Consider the following 22009-nt stretch of genomic DNA (forward strand, 5'->3'; position numbering starts at 1 on the left):
GGGCCGCCGGCATCGCGCGCCGGGCGCCGGCGTCACCCCTGTTCAGTTCAAGTAAGAGGAAACAGTATCCATGGCACACGAAACGATGAGCTTTCAGGCAGAGGTCAAGCAACTCCTCCACCTGATGATCCATTCGCTCTACAGCAACAAGGAAATCTTCCTGCGCGAACTGGTGTCGAATGCGTCCGACGCAGCCGACAAGCTGCGTTTCGAAGGGCTCGCGGACAACGCGCTGTACGAGAACGATCCGAACCTGCGCATCCGCATCGGCTACGACAAGGCCGCGCGCACGATCACGATCGACGACAACGGCATCGGCATGAGCCGCGACGAGGCGATCGCGAACCTCGGCACGATCGCGCGTTCGGGCACCAAGGAATTCTTCACGAAGCTGTCCGGCGACCAGCAGAAGGACGCGGCGCTGATCGGACAGTTCGGCGTGGGCTTCTACTCGGGTTTCATCGTCGCGGACAAGATCACCGTCGAAACGCGCCGCGCGGGCCTGCCCGCGAATGAAGCCGTGCGCTGGGAAAGCGCCGGCGAGGGCGATTTCACGATCGACGCGATCGAGCGCGCGCAGCGCGGCACGACGATCACGCTGCACCTGCGCGAAGGCGAGGACGACCTGCTGTCGTCGCATCGCCTGAAATCGATCATCCAGAAGTACTCCGACCACATCGCGCTGCCGATCCTGATGAAGAAGGAAGAGTGGGATCAGGAGAAGGGCGAGATGGTCCTGAAGGACGAGGACGAGACCGTCAACCAGGCGAGCGCGCTGTGGACGCGTTCGAAGAGCGACGTCACCGACGAGCAGTACACGCAGTTCTACCAGCACATCGCGCACGATCACCAGGATCCGCTCACGTGGACGCACAACCGCGTCGAGGGCCGCAGCGAATACACGCAGCTGCTGTTCGTGCCGGCGCGCGCGCCGTTCGATCTGTGGAATCGCGACTATCGCGGCGGGCTGAAGCTGTACGTGAAGCGCGTGTTCATCATGGACGACGCCGAGCAACTGCTGCCGCAATACCTGCGCTTCGTGAAGGGCGTCGTCGATTCGGCCGACCTGCCGCTGAACGTGTCGCGTGAAATCCTGCAGGAAAGCCGCGACGTGAAGGCGATCCGCGAAGGCGTGACGAAGCGCGCGCTGTCGATGCTCGAAGAACTCGCGAACGCGGAAGACGACGCCGGCAAGGAGAAGTACAAGACGTTCTGGAGCGCGTTCGGCCAGGTGCTGAAGGAAGGCGTCGGCGAGGATCACGCGAACCGCGAGCGCATCGCGAAGCTGCTGCGCTTCGCGTCGACGCACGGCGACACCGACGCGCAGGATGTGTCGCTCGCCGACTACGTGTCGCGGATGAAGCCCGAGCAGAGCAAGATCTACTACGTGACCGCCGACACGTGGCAGGCCGCGAAGAACAGCCCGCATCTGGAAGTGTTCCGCAAGAAGGGCGTCGAGGTGCTGCTGCTGACCGATCGCGTCGACGAATGGATGCTGTCGTTCCTGCACGAATTCGACGGCAAGCCGCTCGCGAGCGTGGCCCGCGGCGATCTCGATCTCGGCGAGCTGAACGACGAGGAAAAGAAGGCGCAGGAGCAGGCGGGCGAGGCGATCAAGCCGATCGTCGAGAAGATGAAGGAAGCGCTCGGCGACAAGGTGAAGGAAGTGCGCGTCACGTTCCGCCTGACCGATTCGCCGTCGTGCCTCGTCGCGGACGACAACGACATGAGCGGCTACCTGCAGCGGATGCTGAAGGCGGCCGGCCAGAATGCGCCGGCGATGCAGCCGATCCTCGAGATCAATCCCGAGCACGCGCTCGTGAAGCAGCTGAAGGCCGACAGCGCCGATTTCGGCGACTGGTGCCATCTGCTGTTCGATCAGGCGCTGCTGGCCGAAGGCGGCATGCTCGACGATCCGGCGAGCTTCGTGAAGCGGACCAACGCGCTGCTGCTGTCGCGCGCCGCGTGAACGCGCGCATGCGATTCGACGGCGCTCGGGCCGGCTGGCGCGAGACGCCGCGGCCTGGCTGCACGCTCGACCAGCGCGACTGGCTGACGCGCGGCGGATCGCTGACCGCGCATCTCGCGCGGCTCGGCCGCGTGAACGTGCGCGTGACGCGCGAGGCCGTCGACTCGCCGTGGTTCGACGAGCCGGACGCGCTCGCCAGTTCGCCGCGCGCGCCGATGTGGGTGCGCGAGGTGATTTTGTCGGTCGACGGCACGCCGTACGTCGCCGCGCACAGCATTGCGCCGCTCGCCGCCAGCAAGGGCGTGTGGCAGGCGATGCGGCGGCTGCGCACGCGGCCGCTCGCCGAGCTGCTGTACAGCGATCCGCAGGTCGAGCGCTCGGCGCTCGTGAGCCGGCGCGTGATCGCCGGTCATCCGCTGTATGCGCTCGCGAGCCATGCGTTGCAGGGCGTGCGAGCGCCGCATGCGTTTGCCGCGCGGCGTTCGGTGTTCCAGCGTCACGGCAAGCCGTTGATGGTCACCGAATGCATGCTGCCGGCGCTGTGGCGCCATCTCGATGCGTACGGCGACGGGCCGCGATCGGTCGGGCCGCACGGAGGCGTGTGATGTTGCAGGGCTTTCCGCCGGTCGTCGCGCCGAATACGCACACGATGATCCTCGGCAGCTTTCCGGGCGAGGCGTCGCTCGACGCCGTGCAGTACTACGCGCATCCGCGCAACCAGTTCTGGCGGCTGCTCGGCGCGGTGCTCGGCGAGCCGATGCTGCACGAATTGCCGTACGACGCGCGGCTCGAGCGCGTGCTGTCGCACGGCATCGGCATCTGGGATGTGCTCGATGCGTGCCATCGCCAGGGCAGCCTCGATTCCGCGATCCGGAATGCGAAGCCGAACGACTTCGATTCGCTGCGCGCGCATGCGCCGTTGCTCAAGCGCGTGTGCTTCAACGGCAAGACGGCGGGGCGGTTTGCCGACGTGATCGGCCGGGCTGGGTACGAGACGCTCGTGCTGCCTTCGTCGAGCCCCGCGAATGCGATGCTGTCGTTCGAGCAGAAGCTCGAGCACTGGCGCGAGATTCTTCCCAGCCGACTTCCATAGCAATCGCTTTCCTGCTGATGGCTCACCGCAAGAATCGTTACCGTTCGATGGCCGTCGATCTCGAACAGCGCTACATATTCCGACGTACCGAACGGAATGATCGGCTCCCGCGGAAACGGCACGGGACAACCGCAGGTCGACGTGAGCCATTGCCGCTTGTCAAGTCCAGCAAATTCGATGCTTTCGTTTGAACAGACGCAGGTGATATGGCGCGGACTGCGCTTCCGAGACTCGCCGAATTTCGAGTGTTCGGTGAAGCAGTATCAGGTGGGCGGTAGCAGATGTTTGAGTCGGGATACGGTTTCAACGAGTTCGGTCGTAAGCCCAACCAACTCGGCGGTCAAACTCGCTGGAAGATCTATGTTGCCCTCGTATTCGGCCGCGTTACGCCGGCGATGGCAGGTATCGAGCACGCGCCACTTTTCGGTTGGCCATCCGATCGTGTGTTCGAGGCACTGAAAAACCAGGTATCTGTCGTCACTCCGATATCCGTGGGCCCGCAACGCGGCGCGTGATGCGGCGTGAGCAGCGTCGTAGGCGAGAATGAACTGGCTTTCTGTTGCCATTGCGCTGCTGCTTGTGACGGTGTCGAGCAAGGTTCGAGCGAGGCCAAGCAGATGCTCGAATTCGCTGCGGTTCGCCGGGAAAGGTTTTAGTTTTCCAATGCGTACGAGGTTATCCAATCTGTTCGATGTCATCCTCGATTCCTATAACCATAAGCTTCGGCTGGCGCAGCACTTCCGCAAGAAATGGATGATTGTTGCGCTTCCGTTCGAGAAACTCGCCCGGAGTGTACTGGGTAATCTGGACCGCGCGGCCGAGTTGCCGTTCGGCCGGCTCGAGTGCGGCCATGATTTGTCCATAGCTGAGGGTCTCACTGACCAACATGATGTCGACATCACTGCCTGCGTGGTCGCTGCCTTGGGCAACCGAGCCGTACACAAAGGCGAGTTTTATCTCTGAAGCCAGCAATGACAGCGCTTCGCGGAGTACCTCGACGGTCCCGAAAGTTTTGAGGACGATGAGACGCAGCTCGCTGAAAATGGGGCTGCCTGCGAAGGCCCGTACCTGTTTGAGATTGGCGATGCGTCGGGTTTCGATGAGCCCGCCTTTTTCGAGGCGATTCAATTCCCGCTGGACGCTGGCGCTGCCCAGATTCGTCAGCCGAATCAACTCCTTGACGTGAAACCACTGTTCGGGCCGTCCAAAGAGGCAGGCCAGAATGGGTTGCTGTGCATTGGAGAAAAGGGCGTCGCCGAGCTTGGTCATAGGTTGCGATGTTAGCACGATCGAGCCAAAAATTAGCACGATCGAGCCGGATTTTGGCTCGGGCGATGCGTGCTTGATGCCGATGTCGGCCGTACATTGGCCGCGGCGTTCAATCGTCCTTGCCCCGTCTCCACGCGGGTTTCTCGCCCTTGATCCAGCACACCACGCTCAGCAGTGCGACCAGCACCACGATGCAGGCGCCGTACGCGATCGGCGACCGATTCGGCGGCGCCAACCATGCGCTCGCGATGATCCCGATCGCGAACAGCAGTAGCACGACCCAGCCTTGCCATGCCACCGGCAAACCCCATCCCCATCCGTAGCGTTTCGCCGGAAACCAGATATTCCTGTCGTTCGACGTCATGGTGTCCCTCATCGTCTGGCGGTTGTGGCGAGGATGGTCCCGTGAGCCAGAGTGGCCCTGACGATAGCGCATCGCTTCGTTGCCTACCGTGTGGTTGCCTTGCATTATCGTGCACGCTGCTCACGGCCGCGTGCGAATCCATCACGGGCGCGCAACGGCCGGGCTGGCTCCGATCGTTCATCCTTCCGCCGATGCTATCCTCTCGTCCGCTCATCCAGCGTCACCCAGCGAGATTCAACCATCATGACCCGACTGATCAAGCGCGCGTCCGCCGAGGCGCGCGCGTTCAAGCAACGCAAGCCGTCCGTCTACAACGGCTCCGAAAAGCTCCAGCCGCCGCGCGTGAAACGCCGCCCGGACATCGACGAACACGACGACGTGCCGGTGCTCGAAGCGCCGCGCAAGCCGCGCTTCGCGCCCGTTACGTTCTCCGAAGAAGGCGGCGTGCGCTTCCTGCACTTCGGTACCGAGTGGGTGCAGGGCGCGATGCGGATCTCGAAGCCGCTGCATATCGAGCTCGAATACGCGCAGCAGATGATGGCGTGGCTGCTGTTCCTCGAAACGCCCGCGCGGATCGTCCAGCTCGGGCTCGGCACCGGCGCGCTGACCAAGTTCGCGCATCGTTTCCTGCCGCACGCGAAGGTCGAGGCCGTCGAGCTGAACCCGGCCGTGATCGTCGCCGCGCGCACGATGTTCGCGCTGCCGCCCGACGACGCGCGCCTCGTCGTGCACGAAGCCGACGCGTGGGACTTCGTCAACGACCCGGCCAACCGCGGCACGACCGGCGCGATTCAGATCGACCTGTACGACGCGACCGCGCGCGGCCCCGTGCTCGACAGCGTCGCGTTCTACCGCGCGGTGCGCGGCTGCCTCGCCGACGCCGGCATCGCGACGATCAACCTGTTCGGCGATCATCCGAGCTTCGTGCGCAACATGAAGCACCTGAACGCGGCGTTCGATCACCGCGTGATCGCGCTGCCCGAAGTGCACGACGGCAACCGGATCGCGATCGCGTTCTCGGGGCCCGAGCTCGACGTGCCGTTCGCGCAGCTCGACGCCCGCGCGAAGCTGATCGAGGACACGCTGAAGCTGCCCGCGCGCAAGTGGGTGAAAGCTTTGAAAGAAACGACGGGCGCACGCGACACCGCGTTCGCGATCTGACGCCGGATGCATCGGCGGTCGGCCGGTGCAACCGCGCGACAAGGGGCGGATCACCTCGGGTTCGCCCCTGCTTGACCGCGTGCTCGCGGCTCCTATACTGGCGCGAAGCTAGGGGAGCCGTAGCCTACCCGTTTTGCTGCTCCTCTCGGTGCCGTACCCGCTCAACAAGATCGATAACCGGGATAGAAGAGGAGACGTCATGGCTCACGATGCCGACGCCAACCGGGCCGCCAAGCGCTGGCTCTGGCTGCTGGTACTGCCGCTGATCGCGATGGTCTGGGTGCCGTCGTACAGCAAGATCGAACCGCAATGGCTCGGTTTTCCGTTTTTCTACTGGTACCAGTTGCTGTGGGTCTTCATCAGCGCGGTGATTACCGCGTTCGTGTATTTCAAGACCAAGAACGCATGGAAGGCGGGCGGCACGCAAGGAGGTGCGCAATGAATCTCGGCGCGACCTTCGTCTTCGTCCTGCTGTTCATCGGCGTCACGATCATCGGCTTCCTGGCGGCGAACTGGCGGCGCGGCGATCTTGCCCATCTCGACGAATGGGGCCTCGGCGGCCGCCGCTTCGGCACGATCGTCACGTGGTTCCTGCTCGGCGGCGATCTCTACACGGCCTACACGTTCGTCGCGGTGCCCGCGCTGGTGTTCGGCGCCGGCGCGATGGGCTTCTTCGCGCTGCCGTATACGATCCTGATCTATCCGTTCGCGTTCGTCGTGTTCCCGAAGCTGTGGAGCATCGCGAAGCGGCACGGCTACGTGACGGCCGCCGATTTCGTCAACGCACGCTACGGCAGCCGGATGCTCGCGCTGGCGATCGCGGTGACGGGCATCGTCGCGACGATGCCGTACATCGCGCTGCAGCTCGTCGGCATCGAGGTGGTGATCGGCGCGCTCGGCTTCGACACGACCGGCTTCGTCGGCGACTTGCCGCTGATCATCGCGTTCGCGATCCTCGCCGCGTATACGTACACGTCGGGGCTGCGCGCGCCGGCGATGATCGCGATCGTGAAGGACGTGCTGATCTACGTCACGATCGCCGCCGCGATCATCGTGATCCCCGCGAAGCTCGGCGGCTTCGGGCACATCTTCTCAGCGGTGCCGCCCGCGAAGCTGCTGCTGAAGGCGCCCGACGCGACGAGCCTGAACGGCTACAGCGCGTATGCGACGCTCGCGATCGGTTCGGCGCTCGCGCTGTTCCTGTATCCGCACTCGGTCACGGCGATCCTGTCGTCGTCGTCGGGCAACTCGATCCGCCGCAACATGGCGATGCTGCCCGCGTACTCGTTCGTGCTCGGCCTGCTGGCGCTGCTCGGCTACATGGCGCTCGCCTCCGGCGTGAAGGACATGCCGCAGTACGCGCCGTACTTCAAGGCGTTCGGCCCGAACTTCGCGGTGCCCGCGCTGTTCCTCGAGTATTTTCCGTCGTGGTTCGTCGGCGTCGCGTTCGCGGCGATCGGCATCGGCGCGCTGGTGCCGGCGGCGATCATGTCGATCGCGGCCGCGAATCTGTACACGCGCAACATCCACCGCGAGTTCGTGAACCGCAACATGTCGCACGACCAGGAGACGCACGTCGCGAAGCTCGTCTCGCTGATCGTGAAGGTCGGTGCGGTGGCGTTCATCCTCGGGTTGCCGCTGACCTACGCGATCCAGTTGCAACTGCTCGGCGGGATCTGGATCATCCAGACGCTGCCGGCGATCGTGCTCGGCCTGTACACGCGCGTGCTCGACCATCGCGGCTTGCTGGCCGGCTGGGCGGCCGGCATCGTCTGCGGCACGTGGATGGCGATCTCGCTGAAGCTGGCCAGCTCGATCTTCACGATCCACCTGTTCGGCCTCGCGATCCCCGGCTACGCGGCCGTGTGGTCGCTGGTCGTGAACCTGGTGGTGTCGGTGGCGGTGAGCGTGCTGGTGCGCGCGATGGGCATGGCGCATGCGGAAGATCGCACGCGGCCGGAGGATTATCTCGACGTCGTCGAGGGTTGAGACTGCGCCGTGCGCGGCACACGTCCGCGCAAGGCGCTTTACTCAAGAGCGAAAACGCCCGCCACCGCAAGGTGGCGGGCGTTTCCTTTACGTCAGCCCTGCGCGCGTTTCGCGAGCTCCTCGCGCTGCGACGGATCCTCGACGTTGACCATCCAGTGCACGCCGAAACGATCCTTCGCCATCCCGAAGCCGAGCGCCCAGAACGTCTTGCCGAACGGCATCGTCACTTCGCCGCCGTCGGCGAGCGCATTGAACAGCTTCTGGCCTTCGTCGACGGTCGCCGGGTTCAGCGACAGCGAATAGCCGGCATGCGCGGCGCCGGCCGGCTGGCTGCAATCGCCGTCCGAGCACATGATCATCGAGTCGCCGATCGTGAAGCTCGCGTGCATCACCTTGTCGCTCATTTCCGGCGACATCGGGTAATCGGGATTCGGCGGTGCGTCCTTGAAGTGCATCTTGAACATCGTCTTCGCGCCGAGTGCCTTTTCGTAGAACTGCAGGGCTTCGTCGGCACGACCGTAGAACGTCAGGTACGGTTGAACTTGCATCGTTGTCTCCTGGGATGAGCCGTACCGGCGCGTCGGCGCTGGCTCGGCGTCGTGCAAGATTGACTGGGGAAAGGGCGCATCGGGAGGCGGCCGTCGCACCCGTGACGTGGATTGTAGTGCGCGCGCTTGACGATGGAATGAAAAATAAAAACGGCCGCGAACATCGCGTTCGCGGCCGTTGCAGCGCACGTACTGACGGCTGTTGTCAGTCTTGCTGACAGCCGCTGACGCGCAGCTCGGCTCAGCGCAGCGCGTCGATCAGCTTCTCGAGCTTGACCGCGTCGGCGGCGAACACGCGGATGCCTTCGGCGAGCTTTTCGGTCGCCATCGCTTCGTCGTTCAGCTGGAAGCGGAACGATGCCTCGTCGATCGCGACGCGATCGGCCGGCTTGTCCTGCAGCGTGTCCGGGGACAGCTTGCGTGCGACCGGCTCGTTGCTTTCGTGCAGCTTCTGCAGCAAGTCGGGACTGATCGTCAGCAGGTCGCAGCCGGCGAGCTCGACGATCTGGCTGGTCGTGCGGAAGCTCGCGCCCATCACTTCGGTCTTGTAGCCGAACGTCTTGTAGTACGTGTAGATGCGGCGCACCGATTGCACGCCCGGATCGTTCGCGCCGCCGTCGCGCGCTTCGTTCCATTCCGCGCCGGCCTGCTTCTTGTACCAGTCGTAGATGCGGCCGACGAACGGCGAGATCAGTTGCGCGCCGGCTTCCGCGCACGCGGCCGCCTGCACGAGCGAGAAAAGCAGGGTCATGTTGCACTTGATCCCTTCCTTTTGCAGCACCTCGGCCGCGCGGATGCCTTCCCACGTCGACGCGAGCTTGATCAGGATGCGCTCGCGGCCGACGCCGGCGGCTTCGTACAGCTTGACGAGCTCGCGGCCCTTGTCGATCGAGCGCTGCGTGTCGAACGACAGGCGCGCGTCGACCTCGGTCGACACGCGGCCGGGGATCAGCTTCAGGATTTCGGTGCCGAATGCGATCAGCAGGCGGTCGATGATGAAATCGGTGCTTTCGTTGCGATGATCGCGGACGGTTTTCTCGAGGATCGGCTTGTACGCATCCTTCTGGACGGCCTTCAGGATCAGCGACGGGTTCGTGGTCGCGTCCTGCGGCTTGTATTGCGCAAGCTGCTGGAAGTCGCCCGTATCGGCGACGACGGTCGTGTACTGCTTCAGCTGGTCGAGTGCGGTAGTCATGGCGATTCGGAAGAAGAGCGCGGGGCGCCGGGTTCTCACGGGCCGCGCGAGCGCGGCGGCGAAGCGAAGCGGCGCCGGGCGCCGCTTCCGATCCATCATTTTAGGCCCGATTCGTGTCCGGCACGTTCTGGCGTGCCGGGCGCGCGCCGCGGCGGGCGGCGAGCCCCGTCACGCGGGGCGCCGCGCGTTCAGGATCACCTGCGTGACGACGCCCGCGACGAGCCCCCAGAACGCCGGGCCGATCGACAGCAGCGTGAGGCCCGACGCGGTCACCATGAACGTGACGAGCGCCGCTTCGCGCTGCTTTACGTCCTGCATCGCGTTCGCGAGCCCGCTCATGATCGAGCCGAACAGCGCGAGCGCCGCGACCGACACGACGAGCGCCTTCGGCAGCGCCGCGAACAGCGCGGCGATCGTCGCGCCGAAGATGCCGGCGATCAGGTAGAACGTGCCGCACCACACGGCGGCCGTGTAGCGCTTCGCATGATCCTCGTGCGCTTCGGGGCCGGTGCAGATCGCGGCCGTGATCGCCGCGAGATTCACGCCGTGCGAGCCGAACGGCGCGAGCAGCAGCGACGCGAGGCCGGTCGTCGCGATCAGCGGCGACGACGGCGTCGGATAGCCGTCCGCGCGCAACACCGCGATGCCCGGCACGTTCTGCGATGCCATCGCGACGACGAACAGCGGAATGCCGATGCTGACGATCGACGCGATCGAGAACGCGGGCATCGTGAACACGGGCTGCGCGAGCGCGATGTGGAAGCGGCTGAAATCGAGCAGCCCGAGGCCGCCGGCCACCACGGTGCCGACGATCAGCGTCGTGACGATCGCATAGCGCGGCGCGAGCCGCTTCACGATCAGGTAGGTGAAGAACATCGCGAGCACGAGCGCGGTCTGGAACTGCGCGGCGCGGAAGATCTCGATGCCGATCTCGAACAGGATGCCCGCGAGCAGCGCGGCCGCGATGCCGGCCGGGATGCGCTTCATCAGCGTGTCGAACAGGCCGCTCACGCCGATGGCCGTCAGCAGCAGCGCGCAGACGACGAACGCGCCGATCGCCTCGGGGTAGGGCACGCCGGGCAGCGACGCGATCAGCAGTGCGGCGCCGGGCGTCGACCATGCGACGACGACGGGCGCGCGAAAGCGCAGCGACAGGCCGATCGTCGTCAGCGCCATGCCGATCGACAGCGCCCAGATCCACGACGAGATCTGCGCATCGGTGAGGTGGGCGGCGCGGCCGGCCTGGAACATCAGCACGAGCGAGCTCGTGTAGCCGGTCATCATCGCGACGAAGCCGGCGACGAGCGCGGACACGGACGTATCGGCGAAAAAGCGGCGGCCGCCGGCGCGGCCGGCGCTCGCGGTGGACGAAGGGTTCATGCGCTCTCCGGGGCGGCCGCTCGGACGCGGCCTGTGTATCTGCGGGTGGGTATCGTTACTTGCTGAGTGCGCGCATCGCGGTTTCGAGGCCGGCGAGCGTGAGCGGATACATGCGCTGGCCGAGCACGTCGCGAATGATCGCGATCGACTGCCGGTACTCCCATAGCCGTTCGGGCTCGGGATTCAGCCATGCATGATGGGGGAACTGGTCGGCGAGGCGGCGCAGCCACACGGCGCCGGCTTCCGGGTTGTTGTATTCGACCGAGCCGCCGGGCTGCAGCACTTCGTACGGACTCATCGTCGCGTCGCCGACGAAGATCAGCTTGTAGTCGGGCGTGAACTTGTGCAGCACGTCCCACGTCGCGGTGCGTTCCGAGTGGCGGCGGCGGTTGTTTTTCCACAGGTGGTCGTACACGCAGTTGTGGAAGTAGAAGAATTCGAGGTGCTTGAATTCGGCCTTCGCGGCCGAGAACAGCTCTTCGGTGCGCTTGATGTGGTCGTCCATCGAGCCGCCGACGTCGAGCAGCATCAGCACCTTCACGTTGTTGTGGCGCTCGGGCACCATCCGCAGGTCGAGCCAGCCGGCGTTCGCGGCCGTGCTGCGGATCGTGCCGGGCAGGTCGAGCTCCTCGGCCGCGCCTTCGCGCGCGAAGCGGCGCAGCCGCCGCAGCGCGACCTTGATGTTGCGCGTGCCGATCTCGACCGAATCGTCGTAGTCGCGATAGGCGCGCGCTTCCCACACCTTCACCGCGGTGCGGTTGCCGTTCGACGGGCCGCCGATGCGCACGCCTTCCGGGTTGTAGCCGCCGTGCCCGAACGGCGACGTGCCGCCGGTGCCGATCCATTTGTTGCCGCCTTCGTGGCGTTCCTTCTGTTCGTCGAGCAGCGCCTTCAGGCGCTCCATCAGCTTGTCGAGCCCGCCCATCGCTTCGATCTGCGCTTTTTCCTCCGGCGACAGCTCGCGCTCGAGGCGCTTCTCGAGCCAGTCGAGCGGGATGTCGAACGCCTCGGACGGCAGCGCGGACACGCCGTGGAAATACGCGCCGAACGCCTGGTCGAACTTGTCGAAGTACTGCTCGTCCTTGACGAGCGTCATCCGCGCGAGGAAGTAGAACGCGTCGATCGACGGCGAGATCAGCCCGGCCTTCAGCGATTCGAGCAGCGTCAGGTATTCCTTCACCGAGACGGGCAGCTTGGCTGCGCGCAGCGCGTAGAAGAAATTGAGCAGCATGGCCGGGCCTTCGCGGATGAGGGAGATTACCGGTTGTGCCGGTTCATGTAGACGAGCCGTTCGAGCAGGCTCAGATCCTGCTCGTTCTTCAGCAGCGCACCCGCGAGCGGCGGCACGATCTGTTTCGCGTCCGCGCCGCGCAGCGCGTCGGCCGGAATGTTCTCGGCGAGCAGCAGCTTCAGCCAGTCGAGCAGTTCGGACGTCGACGGCTTCTTCTTCAGGCCCGACACGCCGCGCAATTCGAAGAAACTCTCGAGCGCCGCGCGCAGCAGCTCCTCGCGGATGTCGGGGAAGTGCACCGCGACGATCTTCTGCATCGTCGCCGGGTCCGGAAACTGGATGTAGTGGAAGAAGCAGCGGCGCAGGAACGCGTCGGGCAGTTCCTTCTCGTTGTTCGACGTGATGATGACGAGCGGGCGGTGCTTCGCGCGGACCGTCTCGCGCGTCTCGTACACGTGGAACTCCATCCGGTCGAGCTCGCGCAGCAGGTCGTTCGGGAATTCGATGTCGGCCTTGTCGATCTCGTCGATCAGCAGCACGCTCGGGCGCTCGGCGTCGAACGCCTGCCACAGCACACCCTTGACGATGTAGTTCGCGATGTCCTTCACGCGCTCGTCGCCGAGCTGCGAGTCGCGCAGCCGCGACACCGCGTCGTATTCGTACAGACCCTGCTGCGCCTTGGTGGTCGACTTGATGTGCCACTGCAGCAGCGGCATGTCGAGCGCGGCGGCGACTTCCTCGGCGAGCATGGTCTTGCCGGTGCCGGGCTCGCCCTTGATCAGCAGCGGGCGTTGCAGCGTCAGCGCGGCGTTGACCGCGAGCTTCAGATCGTCGGTGGCGACGTAGTGCGAGGACCCTTCGAAACGCATGGCGGCGCTCTTCTTTCTCGGGAAAAAAACCCAGTATAAGTCAGAAGGGCTGTGCGGTTGAGCCGCGCCCGCGTATCGTAGCGGGGCTGTGGCGGGGCGGACCGGGGCGCCTTATGGACGCGTTCCCCGCCGACGCGGTACAATCTGGCCGTTTTTTTTGGCCTGCGTGGCGATCCGATAAGCAAAACGGCGCGGGCCGTTGCCGCTTAGGCGCCAGTTTCCCCTCAAGCTAGGTTACAAGAGCTATGAACAAATTCGTCGGCAAACACGTCGTTGTCGCAGCGCTCGTGGCGCTCGCGGGCAGCGCGCAGGCGGCCGGTGTGGTCGGCAACCCGAAGGACGGGGCGAGCAAGGCCGCCATGTGCATCGGTTGCCACGGCATCCAGGACTACCGCGCGGCGTACCCGGAGGTCTACCGGGTGCCTGTCCTCGGCGGCCAGAACCAGCAATACCTCGAGAACGCGCTGAAGGCCTACCGCAAGAAGGATCGTCACTTCCCGTCGATGAATGCGATCGCCGGTTCGCTGACCGACCAGGACATCGCGGATCTGTCGGCGTACTACGCCGCCCAGAAGGCCGACACGAAGGACAACCCCTACAAGTAAAGCGCGCGCCGCCGATCTCCCCGGCGGGACAGGAGCATTCATGAACAACGCATTCAAGACGGCGGCGGTGGCACTGGCGGCCGGCCTCGCGATCGGTACCGCGCACGCCGCGGACATCTCGAAGGGCAAGGAACTGGTCGAATCGCACAACTGCGCGGCCTGCCACGGCGCGCAACTGAACAAGCCGATCAACGCCGAGTATCCGCGCCTCGCCGGCCAGCACGCCGACTACCTCGTGTGGGCGATGCGCCAGTACCAGATGGGGCTGACGAACCCGCTGCTCGGCCGCAACAACGCGATCATGCAGGCGCAGGTACAGAACCTGTCGGTCAGCGACATGAAGGACATCGCGTCCTACATCGAGTCGCTGAAGGAAACCGACCTCGTGTTCAAGAAGTAAGCGCGACGGGCCTCACAGGCTCGCGCAGCAAGAATGCCCCGCCTCGGCGGGGTATTTTTTTGTCCGCGGCCCGGCGCAGGTCGACGTGCCGGCCCGCGCTCAGTCGCGCGACGCGCGGCGCAGGATGCGCTGCAGGTACGCGTCGGTATCGGGCGGCGTGTTCGTGCGCTGCGCTTCCCAGATCGTCTCGCCGAGGCATTCCATGATCGCGTGCTGCGCGTCGTGGGTCGAGTCGAGCTTCGCGGCCAGCTTGTCGTGCGCGGCGCGGATGCCGGGCGGCTGGTCGATCGACAACTGCTCGCTGATCGCGAGGTGCATCGACAGGTGCAGGAACGGGTTCGTGCGGCCTTCCTCGGGCGTGTAGTCGCGCGCGGCCGCGCCGTCGGCGTCGGCCAGTTCGTCGTGGTATTCGGGATGCTCGACGATCCAGTCGGCTGCGATCGCTTCCAGCGGCGTCAGGATTTCGCCCGCGCGCTGCTTGCGCCAGGTCTCGGTGAAAAAGCGACGCACGTCGTCGCGGCTTGGATTGAACATGGTGGGGAAACGTCGTGATTCGGGCGGCGTCATGCCGCGTCGCGCATTGTACGCCGGAGCGGCGGACGGCGCTGGCGGCGGCTCCGGGGCGGCTGGAGTCAGGCGTCGCAGGGCGTTGCGGCCGCCCGCTGCGCAACGGGTAAGCGCGGGCTAGGCTCGCCGCTGCCGCACCGCTACACTCCGACGACTCCGTCCCGACGCTGGTTCGCCCGTTTCATCATGACCGACACCGTTCGCCCTTCGCCCGCCGCCCTGCAGGGCGCGCTCTACGTCGCGTTGTCCGCCGCCGCGTTCGGCGCGATGGCGATTTTCGGCTGCTACGCGTATGCGGCCGGCGTCGACGTGCTCGGGTTGCTGATCGTGCGCTTCGCGATCGGCGGCGCGGTGCTCGCCGCGATCGCGCGGCACCGCCGCGTCGCATGGCCGCGCGGGCGAGCGCTCGCGCCGCTGGTGGCGATGGGCGCGCTCGGCTACGTCGGGCAGTCGTTCTGCTATTTCAGCGCGCTGCAGCACGCGCAGGCGAGCCTCGTCGCGCTGTTGCTGTACCTGTATCCGGCGTTCGTCACGCTGCTGGCCGCGTGGTGGCTCGGCGAGCGCCTGACGCGGGCGAAGGCCGTCGCGCTGGTGTTGTGCGTCGCGGGTTCGGCGCTGATGGTCGGCGGCGGGCACGGCGAGCCGCTCGGGATCGCGCTCGCGCTGGCCGCCGCGGTGATCTATTCGCTGTACATCGTCGGCGGCACCAGGGCGACGCGCGGCGTCGACCCGCTCGCGACCACCGCGATCATCTGCCTGTCGGCCACCGCGACGCTCGTCGCGATCGCCATCGTGCGCACGGCGGCGATCGGCGCGCCGCCGCGCTGGCCCGCGACGGCCGGCGGCTGGGCGTCGATGCTCGCGATCGCGCTCGTGTCGACGGTCGCGGCCATGCTCGCGTTCTTCGCCGGGCTCGAGCGGCTCGGGGCCGCACGCACGTCGATGCTGTCGACGCTCGAACCGGTCGTGACGGTCGCGCTCGCGGCGCTGCTGTTCGGGGAGGCGTTGTCGCCGCTGCAGTGGGCGGGCGGCGTCGCGATTCTGGCGGCCGTGCTGGCGCTCGTGCGCGCGGGCGGCGCGGCCGCCGACGACGCGACGGCGACGTCCAACGCGTAGCCGGGAAGGGGCGGAGCGGGCGTCGCGACGGCGCGTGCGGCGCTCGCCCATGCGGCGTGACGCCTATTCGTTGGGCGGCGGCGTCTTCGGCCGGAACTCGCACAGCGGTTCGATCGCGCAGTGCCAGCATTCGGGCCGCCGCGCCTTGCACACGTAGCGCCCGTGCAGGATCAGCCAGTGATGCGCGTCCTGCAGGAATTCCTTCGGCGTGAACTTTTCGAGCGCGGTTTCGACGGCCCGCACGTCCTTGCCCGGCGCGAGCCCGGTGCGATTCGCGACGCGGAAGATATGCGTGTCGACCGCGATCGTCGGCTGGCCGAACGCGGTGTTCAGCACGACGTTCGCGGTCTTGCGGCCGACGCCCGGCAGGCCTTCGAGCGCTTCGCGATCGGCCGGCACCTCGCCGTCGTAGCGCTCGAGCAGGATCCGGCACGTCGCGACCACGTTCTTCGCCTTGGTGCGATAGAGGCCGATCGTCTTGATGTACTCGGTGACGCCTTCCTCGCCAAGCGCGACGATTTGTCGCGGGGTGTTCGCGACCGGAAACATTTTCCGCATCGCCTTGTTGACCGACACGTCGGTGGCCTGCGCGGACAGCATCACGGCGATCAGCAGTTCGAACGGCGTCGAGTATTCGAGTTCGGTGGTCGGATGCGGATTGAGGCTCTGCAGCGTTTCGTAGATCGCGCGTCGTTTGCTGGCGTTCATGGAGCGTTCTGGTCGGGCGGCGCGGACGGGCCGTCCGGATCGTCGCTATCGGTGTCGTTGTCGTGGTCGCGGCTGCCCGATGCCGCTTCGGCATCGCGCTGCGCCTGCTGCTCGGCGAGTCGCTTGCGGCGGGCCTCGGCCGCGTCGATCTGCGCCTGGACGGCCGCGCTCACGCCTTCGGTGTTCTTCGGCCCGGCGCCTTGCCCGGACAGTTCTTCCTTCTTCTTGCGCGCGCGTTCGAGCGCGGCGGCGATGATCGCGCGTTTCTTCGCTTCGGCGTCGTCGGCGGCCGGCGCATCCGGCTGCGCCGCGGCGGGGCCCGCGGCCGGCTTTGCCGCACTGGCCGCGCGGCGGGCGGCGGCGCGCGCTTCGGCGGCCTCGCGCTCGCGGCGCTGGCGCGCGAGCCGCAGGTCGTGGCGTTCGCGCGCGGCGTCTGCCTGTTCCTGCGACCACGCATCCCAGCCCGTGCGATCGCCGGTTACCGGCAGCATCGCGATGCAGTCGACCGGGCACGGCGGCACGCACAGGTCGCAGCCCGTGCACAGCGACGCGACGATCGTATGCATCTGCTTCGGTGCGCCGACGATCGCATCGACCGGACACGCCTGCATGCACAGCGTGCAGCCGATGCACAGGTTTTCGTCGATGAACGCGACCGCGCGCGGATGCTCGCTGCCGTTGACGGGGTTCAGCGGAATCACCGGCTTGCCGAGCAGGCTCGCGAGACGCGCGATGCCTTCGGCGCCGCCGGGCGGGCATTGGTTGTAGTTCGCGTCGCCGGCGGCGATCGCCTCGGCGTACGGACGGCAGCCGTTATAGCCGCACTTCGTGCATTGCGTCTGGGGAAGCAGATCTTCGATGCGATCCGCGAGTGTTTTGGAGTCGGTCACGGTGACAACGGGCGCAACGGCGCCGAATGGCTCTCGGCCGCGTCGGGCGCGGCCGGAAAGGTTTGCCAAACCTTGATTATCGCCGATTTCCCGCATTGCGCTGGACGCCGTCTATGCGCATAATCGAACCGCTTTTTTGCAGGGGCTCAGCAGGAGGGCGGCCGCCCGCGGCGCGCCCGTTCCAGGGCGGCCGGCGCCGAGGCGGTGGGGGTGCCGGTCCGGATCAAGCGGCTCACGTAGCAAAACGCCACCATGAATCAGCCAAAAATCAAAAGAGATCCTGAAGGTACGCGCCGCCGCATCCTGATGGCGGCAGCCGAAGAGTTCGCGAATGGAGGGCTGTTCGGCGCGCGCGTCGATCAGATCGCGCGCCGGGCCGAAACGAACGAGCGCATGCTCTATTACTACTTCGGCAGCAAGGAACAGCTTTTCACGGCGGTGCTCGAACACGCATTCTCCGCGCTGACGGAGGCCGAGCGCGTGCTGGATCTCGACGGCGTCGCGCCGGTCGAGGCCGTCACGCGGCTCGCGCATTTCGTTTGGGACTACTACCGCGACCATCCGGAGCTGCTCAGGCTCATCAACAACGAGAACCTGCACGAAGCGCGCTATCTGCACAAGTCGACGCGGATCCGCGAGATGATGTCGCCGATCGTCGCGAAGCTCGGCAACGTGCTGATGCGCGGCCAGAAGGCCGGGCTGTTCCGCGGCGACGTCGATCCGCTGCGCTTCTACGTGACGCTGTCGGGGCTTGGCTACTACATCGTCTCGAACCGCTTCACGCTCGCGGCGACGCTCGGCCGCGACTTCACCGACACCGACGAACGCGCGGAGATGGTCCGGATGAGCACCGAGGTGCTGCTCGCGTATCTGCTGCGGCGCTGACGCGACGAACGGACGAACTGACGAGCCGCCCGCTCGCGGCCGCCGCATAAAAAAACGCCGCCGTGCGCAAGCAACGGTGGCGTTTTTGCGTCGGAACGCGATGCGTCAGGCGGCCTTGCGGGCCCGCACGGGTTTTGCGCGCGGGCTGCTCGCCGCGCGTTTGGCGGCGGGCGCGGCCTTCGCGGCGGGCGCCTTGGCGGGCGCGACCGTCACGGCCGGCGTCTTCGCGCGCGCGCGTTTCGCGGCGGTGACGCGCGCTGTCGTTTCCGGCTGCGGCTTGGCGGCCGGCACGACGCCGATCGTGGTCGCATCCTGCGCATCGGCGGGCAGCTTCGTCGCGCCGTGCTTCGGTTCCGGCGCATGCTCGCGGATGAAGTCGCGCAGTTGCGGATAGATGATCGTGCGCCAGCGGCGGCCCGAGAAGATCCCGTAGTGGCCGCACTTCTCGGCGGTCAGGCTGCGGCGATCGTCTTGCGGGATGCCGGTGCACAGCTCGTGCGCGACGTGCGTCTGGCCGCTGCCCGAGATGTCGTCGAGTTCGCCCTCGATCGTCATCAGCGCGGTGTGCTTGATGTCCTGCGGCCGCACGCGCTCGCCTTCGACGTCCCACGTGCCTTCCGCAAGCCGGAATTCCTGGAACACGACGCGGATCGTCTCGAGGTAATACTCGGCGGCCATGTCGAGCACCGCGTTGTACTCGTCGTAGAAGCGGCGGTGCGCTTCGGCGTCGTCCTCGTCGCCGCGCAGCAGGCTCTGGTAGAAATCCCAGTGCGATTGCGCGTGCCGCTCCGGGTTCATCGCGACGAAGCCCGTGTGCTGCAGGAAGCCCGGATACACCTGGCGGCCTTCGCCCGGATAGTTCGCCGGCACCGTGTGGATCACGTTGTTCTCGAACCACGCGGTCGAGTGCTGCGTCGCGAGCGAATTCACGGAAGTCGGGCTGCGGCGCGCGTCGATCGGGCCGCCCATCATCGTCATCGTGAGCGGCGTGTCCTCGCCGCGGCTCGCCATCAGCGAAATCGCCGCGAGCACCGGCACCGTCGGCTGGCATACCGAGATCACGTGCAGGTTGCGCGCGCCGATGTGACGGATGAATTCCTGGATGTACGCGATGTAGTCGTGCAGGTGGAACGGGCCGGTCTCGACCGGCACCATCCGCGCGTCGATCCAGTCGGTGATGTAGACCTTGTGATCCTGCAGCAGCGTGCGCACCGTGTCGCGCAGCAGCGTCGAGTGGTGGCCCGACAGCGGCGCGCAGACCAGCACGACCGGCTCGTCCTTCAGTTGCGTGACGGCGTCGGCGTCGTCCGAATAGCGCTTGAAGCGCAGCAGCCGGCAGAACGGCTTCTCGATGATCGTCTGCTCGACGATCGGGATGTTGTGGCCGTCCTTGACGATCTGATGGATGTTGAATTCCGGCTTTTCGTAATCCTTGCCGAGTCGATACATCAACTCATAGGCGGCGGCCATCCGCGGCGCGCCGGGGATCAGCGAGAACGGGCTGGACGGATTCGCGAACGACTTCGACGCGGCCTGGGCCCAGGCCGTGAGCGGGCTCAGCATCGCCCGCTGGAATTCGTGCAGTTGGTAAAGCATGCAGGCTACTCCCGCGTGGGGGGACGGTGCGCAAGGGCGGCGTGGGGCGTCGCGGCGTGCCGTGTGGGTCAGCGGCCGGCCATGTTGCATTGCAGCCGGACAATCTCGTCGATCATATCGGACAACGATCGGTTGTGCAATGCAACATTTCCCGGTTTTTTCATCAAAATTTTGCGATTTGACGATCTATGAACAAGGGCGCGCGCCGCGCCGCTCAGCGCCCGGTCGCGACGGCCGGCGCGGGCTGGCCGGCCGCGCGCGCCATCGCGTCTTCGTGGTGCATCAGGTTCATCGCGGTATGCACGAGCGCCACGTGCGAGAACGCCTGCGGGAAGTTGCCGACGAGCCGCCCGGCCACCGGGTCGTACTCCTCCGCGAGCAGCCCCAGGTCGTTCGACAACGCGAGCAGGCGGCTGAAGAGCCGATGCGCGTCGTCGATCCGGCCGAGCAGCGCATAGCTGTCGACCAGCCAGAAGCTGCATGCGAGAAACGTGCCTTCGCCGGGCGGCAGGCCGTCGTCGTATTCGGTCGTGCGGTAGCGCATCACGAGCCCGTCGTGCAGCAATTCCCGCTCGATCGCGTCGACCGTGCCGACGATGCGCGGGTCTTCCGGCGGCAGGAAGCCGAGCTGCGGCAGCAGCAGCACGCTCGCGTCGAGTTCGTCGCTGCCGTAGCTCTGCGCGAACGCCTGCTTGCCTTCGTGCCACGCGTTGGCGCAGACGTCCGCATGGATCCGCTCGCGCAGCGCGCGCCAGCGGTCGAGCGAGCCGGGCAGCCGGAACATTTCCGCCGACTTGATCGCGCGGTCGAACGCGACCCACGCCATCACTTTCGAGAACGTGAAATGGCGGCGGCCGCCGCGCGTTTCCCAGATGCCTTCGTCGGGCTCCTGCCAGATCTTCTCGAGGTGGTCGAGCAGCGCGCACTGCACGGACCAGACCGTGTCGTCGGCCTGCAGGCCGCCCACGCGCGCGAGGTGCAGCGCGGCCATCACCTCGCCGAACACGTCGAGCTGGAGCTGGTTCGCGGCGCCGTTGCCGACGCGCACCGGCTTCGAATCCTGGTAGCCGGGCAGCCAGTCGAGCTCCATTTCCGGCAGCCGGCGCTCGCCGGCGATCCCGTACATGATCTGGATCTGCTCGGGCGAGCCGGCCATCACGCGGCCGAGCCACGTGCGCCATGCGCGCGCCTCGTCGTAGTAGCCGCCGCGCATCAGCGCGAGCAGCGTGATCGTCGCGTCGCGCAGCCAGCAGTAGCGGTAGTCCCAGTTGCGGTTGCCGCCGATCTTTTCGGGCAGCGACGTGGTCGGCGCGGCGACGATGCCGCCGGTCGGTTCGTACGCGAGCGCCTTCAGCGTGATCAGCGAGCGGCGCACGGCGGCCGCGTAGCGGCCCTGCACCTGGCAGCGGCCCGACCATTCGAGCCAGTAGTTCTCGGTGCGCGCGAGCATCGACAGCGGGTCGCGCGCCGGCGGCAGCCGCATGTGCGACGCCGCGTAGCCGAGCGAGAACGGCACGCGCTCGTCGGCGTTGACCGTGAATTCCGCGAGCGTATGGAGGTTCTTGCCGGTGAGCGGCACCGGCGTACGCAGCACGACGGTATCGGGGCCGGCGATGGCCTTCATGCCGTCCTCGCGGGTCAGTTGCGTGACCCACGGAATCGAGAAACCGTAGTCGAAGCGCAACACGAGCTCCATGCGCATCTTCATCGTGCCGTGGCGGCCGACGACGATCCGCACCAGTTCGGACCAGCCGTTGCCGGGCGGCATGAAGTCGATCACGGTGACGGCGCCGTCGGCGCTTTCGTAATCGGTTTCGAGAATCAGCGTGTCGCCGCGATAGCGGCGGGTCGTGTGCGTGATCGCGGCGTCGGCGGCCGGAGCAAGCAGCCAGCGTCCGTGCTCGGGCGTGCCGAGCAGCGCCGCGAAGCAGGCGCCCGAATCGAAGCGGGGCCAGCACAGCCAGTCGACGGAGCCGTCTTTTGCGATCAGCGCGGCCGTGTGGCCGTCGCCGACGAGGGCGTAGTCTTCGATCAGGGCGGGCATGGGCAGGCGATCCTTGGGTATTCGAGTTCACAATGCGGACGTCGGCGGCCCGGACTTCACGCCCGGGCGTCGCGCCCCGTATACTCGGCCGGGCGGCGGAGCGCATGAACGGCCGGCGTTTCGTCCTATC

General features: G+C 66.5%; 23 protein-coding genes. 10 read left to right on the forward strand and 13 right to left on the reverse strand.

The genetic code is table 11. From position 1 onward, the window contains the following. The first annotated feature begins 70 nt into the window (after window positions 1–70). Genes htpG through WS95_RS18810 form a run of 3 tightly spaced genes read left to right on the forward strand, consistent with a single transcriptional unit; the run spans window position 71 to window position 3062 of the window. The gene (gene htpG, locus WS95_RS18800; RefSeq protein ID WP_059825016.1) at window positions 71–1969 is read left to right on the forward strand and encodes a molecular chaperone HtpG; all 1899 of its coding nucleotides are present in this window, start codon (window positions 71–73) and stop codon (window positions 1967–1969) included. 8 nt (window positions 1970–1977) lie between these two features. After that, window positions 1978–2574, forward strand: a complete 597-nt coding sequence (locus WS95_RS18805) for a chorismate--pyruvate lyase family protein (protein ID WP_059825118.1) — start codon at window positions 1978–1980, stop codon at window positions 2572–2574. Then, complete coding sequence (locus WS95_RS18810; protein ID WP_059825018.1) at window positions 2574–3062, forward strand: DNA-deoxyinosine glycosylase; 489 nt, start codon at window positions 2574–2576, stop codon at window positions 3060–3062. Before WS95_RS18805 ends, WS95_RS18810 begins: the two co-directional genes overlap by 1 nt. A gap of 263 nt (window positions 3063–3325) precedes the next feature. On the opposite strand, the gene WS95_RS33615 is transcribed toward WS95_RS18810, so the two are convergent. The 3 genes from WS95_RS33615 to WS95_RS18820 form a co-directional block, all read right to left on the reverse strand. Continuing rightward, window positions 3326–3760 carry a hypothetical protein gene (locus WS95_RS33615; protein WP_082746943.1) on the reverse strand — a complete coding sequence of 145 codons (435 nt, stop codon included), beginning with the start codon at window positions 3758–3760 and terminating at the stop codon, window positions 3326–3328. Continuing rightward, window positions 3738–4331, reverse strand: a complete 594-nt coding sequence (locus tag WS95_RS18815) for a nucleotidyltransferase domain-containing protein (protein WP_059825020.1) — start codon at window positions 4329–4331, stop codon at window positions 3738–3740. Before WS95_RS18815 ends, WS95_RS33615 begins: the two co-directional genes overlap by 23 nt. A gap of 109 nt (window positions 4332–4440) precedes the next feature. Beyond that, window positions 4441–4695: a hypothetical protein gene (locus WS95_RS18820; RefSeq protein WP_059825022.1), complete on the reverse strand. Its 255-nt coding sequence runs from the start codon at window positions 4693–4695 to the stop codon at window positions 4441–4443. Window positions 4696–4938: 243 nt separating this feature from the next. Between WS95_RS18820 and WS95_RS18825 the strand changes: the two genes are divergently transcribed. The 3 genes from WS95_RS18825 to mctP all read left to right on the forward strand — a co-directional run bounded on the left by WS95_RS18825 (window position 4939) and on the right by mctP (window position 7845). After that, window positions 4939–5856: a hypothetical protein gene (locus tag WS95_RS18825; RefSeq protein ID WP_059825024.1), complete on the forward strand. Its 918-nt coding sequence runs from the start codon at window positions 4939–4941 to the stop codon at window positions 5854–5856. 199 nt (window positions 5857–6055) lie between these two features. Then, the gene (locus WS95_RS18830) at window positions 6056–6298 is read left to right on the forward strand and encodes a DUF3311 domain-containing protein (RefSeq protein ID WP_059781260.1); all 243 of its coding nucleotides are present in this window, start codon (window positions 6056–6058) and stop codon (window positions 6296–6298) included. Further along, window positions 6295–7845: a monocarboxylate uptake permease MctP gene (gene mctP, locus WS95_RS18835; protein ID WP_059499177.1), complete on the forward strand. Its 1551-nt coding sequence runs from the start codon at window positions 6295–6297 to the stop codon at window positions 7843–7845. Before WS95_RS18830 ends, mctP begins: the two co-directional genes overlap by 4 nt. 92 nt (window positions 7846–7937) lie before the next feature. Here mctP and WS95_RS18840 read toward each other — a convergent pair whose 3' ends face one another. The 5 genes from WS95_RS18840 to WS95_RS18860 all read right to left on the reverse strand — a co-directional run bounded on the left by WS95_RS18840 (window position 7938) and on the right by WS95_RS18860 (window position 13068). Beyond that, on the reverse strand, window positions 7938–8393 hold the full coding sequence (locus tag WS95_RS18840; RefSeq protein WP_034208039.1) for a VOC family protein: 456 nt from the start codon (window positions 8391–8393) through the stop codon (window positions 7938–7940). Window positions 8394–8634: 241 nt separating this feature from the next. Then, on the reverse strand, window positions 8635–9588 hold the full coding sequence (gene tal, locus WS95_RS18845; protein WP_034208740.1) for a transaldolase: 954 nt from the start codon (window positions 9586–9588) through the stop codon (window positions 8635–8637). 168 nt (window positions 9589–9756) lie between these two features. After that, a complete protein-coding gene (locus tag WS95_RS18850; RefSeq protein ID WP_034208038.1) occupies window positions 9757–10968 on the reverse strand; it encodes a benzoate/H(+) symporter BenE family transporter in 1212 nt (403 codons plus the stop codon). A 55-nt stretch (window positions 10969–11023) separates the two neighbouring features. Further along, a complete protein-coding gene (locus WS95_RS18855; protein WP_034208037.1) occupies window positions 11024–12199 on the reverse strand; it encodes a vWA domain-containing protein in 1176 nt (391 codons plus the stop codon). Between the two features lie 26 nt (window positions 12200–12225). Further along, window positions 12226–13068, reverse strand: a complete 843-nt coding sequence (locus tag WS95_RS18860) for an AAA family ATPase (RefSeq protein ID WP_034208036.1) — start codon at window positions 13066–13068, stop codon at window positions 12226–12228. Window positions 13069–13313: 245 nt separating this feature from the next. Here WS95_RS18860 and WS95_RS18865 point away from each other — a divergent pair, with 245 nt between their 5' ends. Together WS95_RS18865 and WS95_RS18870 are read left to right on the forward strand one after the other, a co-directional pair. Further along, window positions 13314–13673 carry a c-type cytochrome gene (locus WS95_RS18865; protein WP_006478192.1) on the forward strand — a complete coding sequence of 120 codons (360 nt, stop codon included), beginning with the start codon at window positions 13314–13316 and terminating at the stop codon, window positions 13671–13673. Between the two features lie 40 nt (window positions 13674–13713). Next, window positions 13714–14073 carry a c-type cytochrome gene (locus tag WS95_RS18870; RefSeq protein ID WP_006490657.1) on the forward strand — a complete coding sequence of 120 codons (360 nt, stop codon included), beginning with the start codon at window positions 13714–13716 and terminating at the stop codon, window positions 14071–14073. A gap of 99 nt (window positions 14074–14172) precedes the next feature. Here the strand turns inward: WS95_RS18870 and WS95_RS18875 are convergent, their stop codons facing one another. Then, window positions 14173–14640 carry a DUF1841 family protein gene (locus WS95_RS18875; protein ID WP_373557157.1) on the reverse strand — a complete coding sequence of 156 codons (468 nt, stop codon included), beginning with the start codon at window positions 14638–14640 and terminating at the stop codon, window positions 14173–14175. Window positions 14641–14826: 186 nt separating this feature from the next. Here WS95_RS18875 and WS95_RS18880 point away from each other — a divergent pair, with 186 nt between their 5' ends. Continuing rightward, the gene (locus WS95_RS18880; RefSeq protein ID WP_059825026.1) at window positions 14827–15756 is read left to right on the forward strand and encodes a DMT family transporter; all 930 of its coding nucleotides are present in this window, start codon (window positions 14827–14829) and stop codon (window positions 15754–15756) included. A 63-nt stretch (window positions 15757–15819) separates the two neighbouring features. Here the strand turns inward: WS95_RS18880 and nth are convergent, their stop codons facing one another. Continuing rightward, window positions 15820–16464 carry an endonuclease III gene (nth, locus tag WS95_RS18885; RefSeq protein ID WP_059781269.1) on the reverse strand — a complete coding sequence of 215 codons (645 nt, stop codon included), beginning with the start codon at window positions 16462–16464 and terminating at the stop codon, window positions 15820–15822. Next, window positions 16461–17354 (reverse strand): electron transport complex subunit RsxB, encoded by an 894-nt coding sequence (rsxB, locus tag WS95_RS18890; protein WP_373557158.1) that lies wholly within the window; start codon window positions 17352–17354, stop codon window positions 16461–16463. The genes nth and rsxB overlap by 4 nt, the downstream gene beginning before the upstream one ends. A gap of 252 nt (window positions 17355–17606) precedes the next feature. Here rsxB and WS95_RS18895 point away from each other — a divergent pair, with 252 nt between their 5' ends. Beyond that, the gene (locus WS95_RS18895) at window positions 17607–18239 is read left to right on the forward strand and encodes a TetR family transcriptional regulator (RefSeq protein WP_034208032.1); all 633 of its coding nucleotides are present in this window, start codon (window positions 17607–17609) and stop codon (window positions 18237–18239) included. Between the two features lie 105 nt (window positions 18240–18344). On the opposite strand, the gene WS95_RS18900 is transcribed toward WS95_RS18895, so the two are convergent. Then, window positions 18345–19835: a polyhydroxyalkanoate depolymerase gene (locus WS95_RS18900; RefSeq protein WP_059825030.1), complete on the reverse strand. Its 1491-nt coding sequence runs from the start codon at window positions 19833–19835 to the stop codon at window positions 18345–18347. Between the two features lie 214 nt (window positions 19836–20049). Then, window positions 20050–21879 (reverse strand): glycoside hydrolase family 15 protein, encoded by a 1830-nt coding sequence (locus WS95_RS18905; RefSeq protein ID WP_059825032.1) that lies wholly within the window; start codon window positions 21877–21879, stop codon window positions 20050–20052. Window positions 21880–22009: the final 130 nt, after the last annotated feature.

This window comes from Burkholderia sp. MSMB1826 (genome assembly GCF_001526325.1).
Classification (GTDB): Bacteria; Pseudomonadota; Gammaproteobacteria; order Burkholderiales; family Burkholderiaceae; genus Burkholderia.

What these genes read in the sequence shown, in the direction of transcription:
- WS95_RS18830 (WP_059781260.1), top strand. Translation starts at nt 6,056, where the DNA reads ATGGCTCACGATGCCGACGCCAACCGGGCCGCCAAGCGCTGGCTCTGG.
- WS95_RS18900 (WP_059825030.1), bottom strand. Translation starts at nt 19,835, where the DNA reads ATGCTTTACCAACTGCACGAATTCCAGCGGGCGATGCTGAGCCCGCTC.
- WS95_RS18905 (WP_059825032.1), bottom strand. Translation starts at nt 21,879, where the DNA reads ATGCCCGCCCTGATCGAAGACTACGCCCTCGTCGGCGACGGCCACACG.
- mctP (WP_059499177.1), top strand. Translation starts at nt 6,295, where the DNA reads ATGAATCTCGGCGCGACCTTCGTCTTCGTCCTGCTGTTCATCGGCGTC.
- WS95_RS18880 (WP_059825026.1), top strand. Translation starts at nt 14,827, where the DNA reads ATGACCGACACCGTTCGCCCTTCGCCCGCCGCCCTGCAGGGCGCGCTC.
- WS95_RS18865 (WP_006478192.1), top strand. Translation starts at nt 13,314, where the DNA reads ATGAACAAATTCGTCGGCAAACACGTCGTTGTCGCAGCGCTCGTGGCG.
- htpG (WP_059825016.1), top strand. Translation starts at nt 71, where the DNA reads ATGGCACACGAAACGATGAGCTTTCAGGCAGAGGTCAAGCAACTCCTC.
- nth (WP_059781269.1), bottom strand. Translation starts at nt 16,464, where the DNA reads ATGAACGCCAGCAAACGACGCGCGATCTACGAAACGCTGCAGAGCCTC.
- WS95_RS18840 (WP_034208039.1), bottom strand. Translation starts at nt 8,393, where the DNA reads ATGCAAGTTCAACCGTACCTGACGTTCTACGGTCGTGCCGACGAAGCC.
- WS95_RS18860 (WP_034208036.1), bottom strand. Translation starts at nt 13,068, where the DNA reads ATGCGTTTCGAAGGGTCCTCGCACTACGTCGCCACCGACGATCTGAAG.
- WS95_RS18875 (WP_373557157.1), bottom strand. Translation starts at nt 14,640, where the DNA reads ATGACGCCGCCCGAATCACGACGTTTCCCCACCATGTTCAATCCAAGC.
- WS95_RS18810 (WP_059825018.1), top strand. Translation starts at nt 2,574, where the DNA reads ATGTTGCAGGGCTTTCCGCCGGTCGTCGCGCCGAATACGCACACGATG.
- WS95_RS18855 (WP_034208037.1), bottom strand. Translation starts at nt 12,199, where the DNA reads ATGCTGCTCAATTTCTTCTACGCGCTGCGCGCAGCCAAGCTGCCCGTC.
- WS95_RS18820 (WP_059825022.1), bottom strand. Translation starts at nt 4,695, where the DNA reads ATGACGTCGAACGACAGGAATATCTGGTTTCCGGCGAAACGCTACGGA.
- tal (WP_034208740.1), bottom strand. Translation starts at nt 9,588, where the DNA reads ATGACTACCGCACTCGACCAGCTGAAGCAGTACACGACCGTCGTCGCC.
- WS95_RS18870 (WP_006490657.1), top strand. Translation starts at nt 13,714, where the DNA reads ATGAACAACGCATTCAAGACGGCGGCGGTGGCACTGGCGGCCGGCCTC.
- WS95_RS18805 (WP_059825118.1), top strand. Translation starts at nt 1,978, where the DNA reads ATGCGATTCGACGGCGCTCGGGCCGGCTGGCGCGAGACGCCGCGGCCT.
- WS95_RS18825 (WP_059825024.1), top strand. Translation starts at nt 4,939, where the DNA reads ATGACCCGACTGATCAAGCGCGCGTCCGCCGAGGCGCGCGCGTTCAAG.
- WS95_RS18815 (WP_059825020.1), bottom strand. Translation starts at nt 4,331, where the DNA reads ATGACCAAGCTCGGCGACGCCCTTTTCTCCAATGCACAGCAACCCATT.
- WS95_RS18850 (WP_034208038.1), bottom strand. Translation starts at nt 10,968, where the DNA reads ATGAACCCTTCGTCCACCGCGAGCGCCGGCCGCGCCGGCGGCCGCCGC.
- WS95_RS33615 (WP_082746943.1), bottom strand. Translation starts at nt 3,760, where the DNA reads ATGACATCGAACAGATTGGATAACCTCGTACGCATTGGAAAACTAAAA.
- WS95_RS18895 (WP_034208032.1), top strand. Translation starts at nt 17,607, where the DNA reads ATGAATCAGCCAAAAATCAAAAGAGATCCTGAAGGTACGCGCCGCCGC.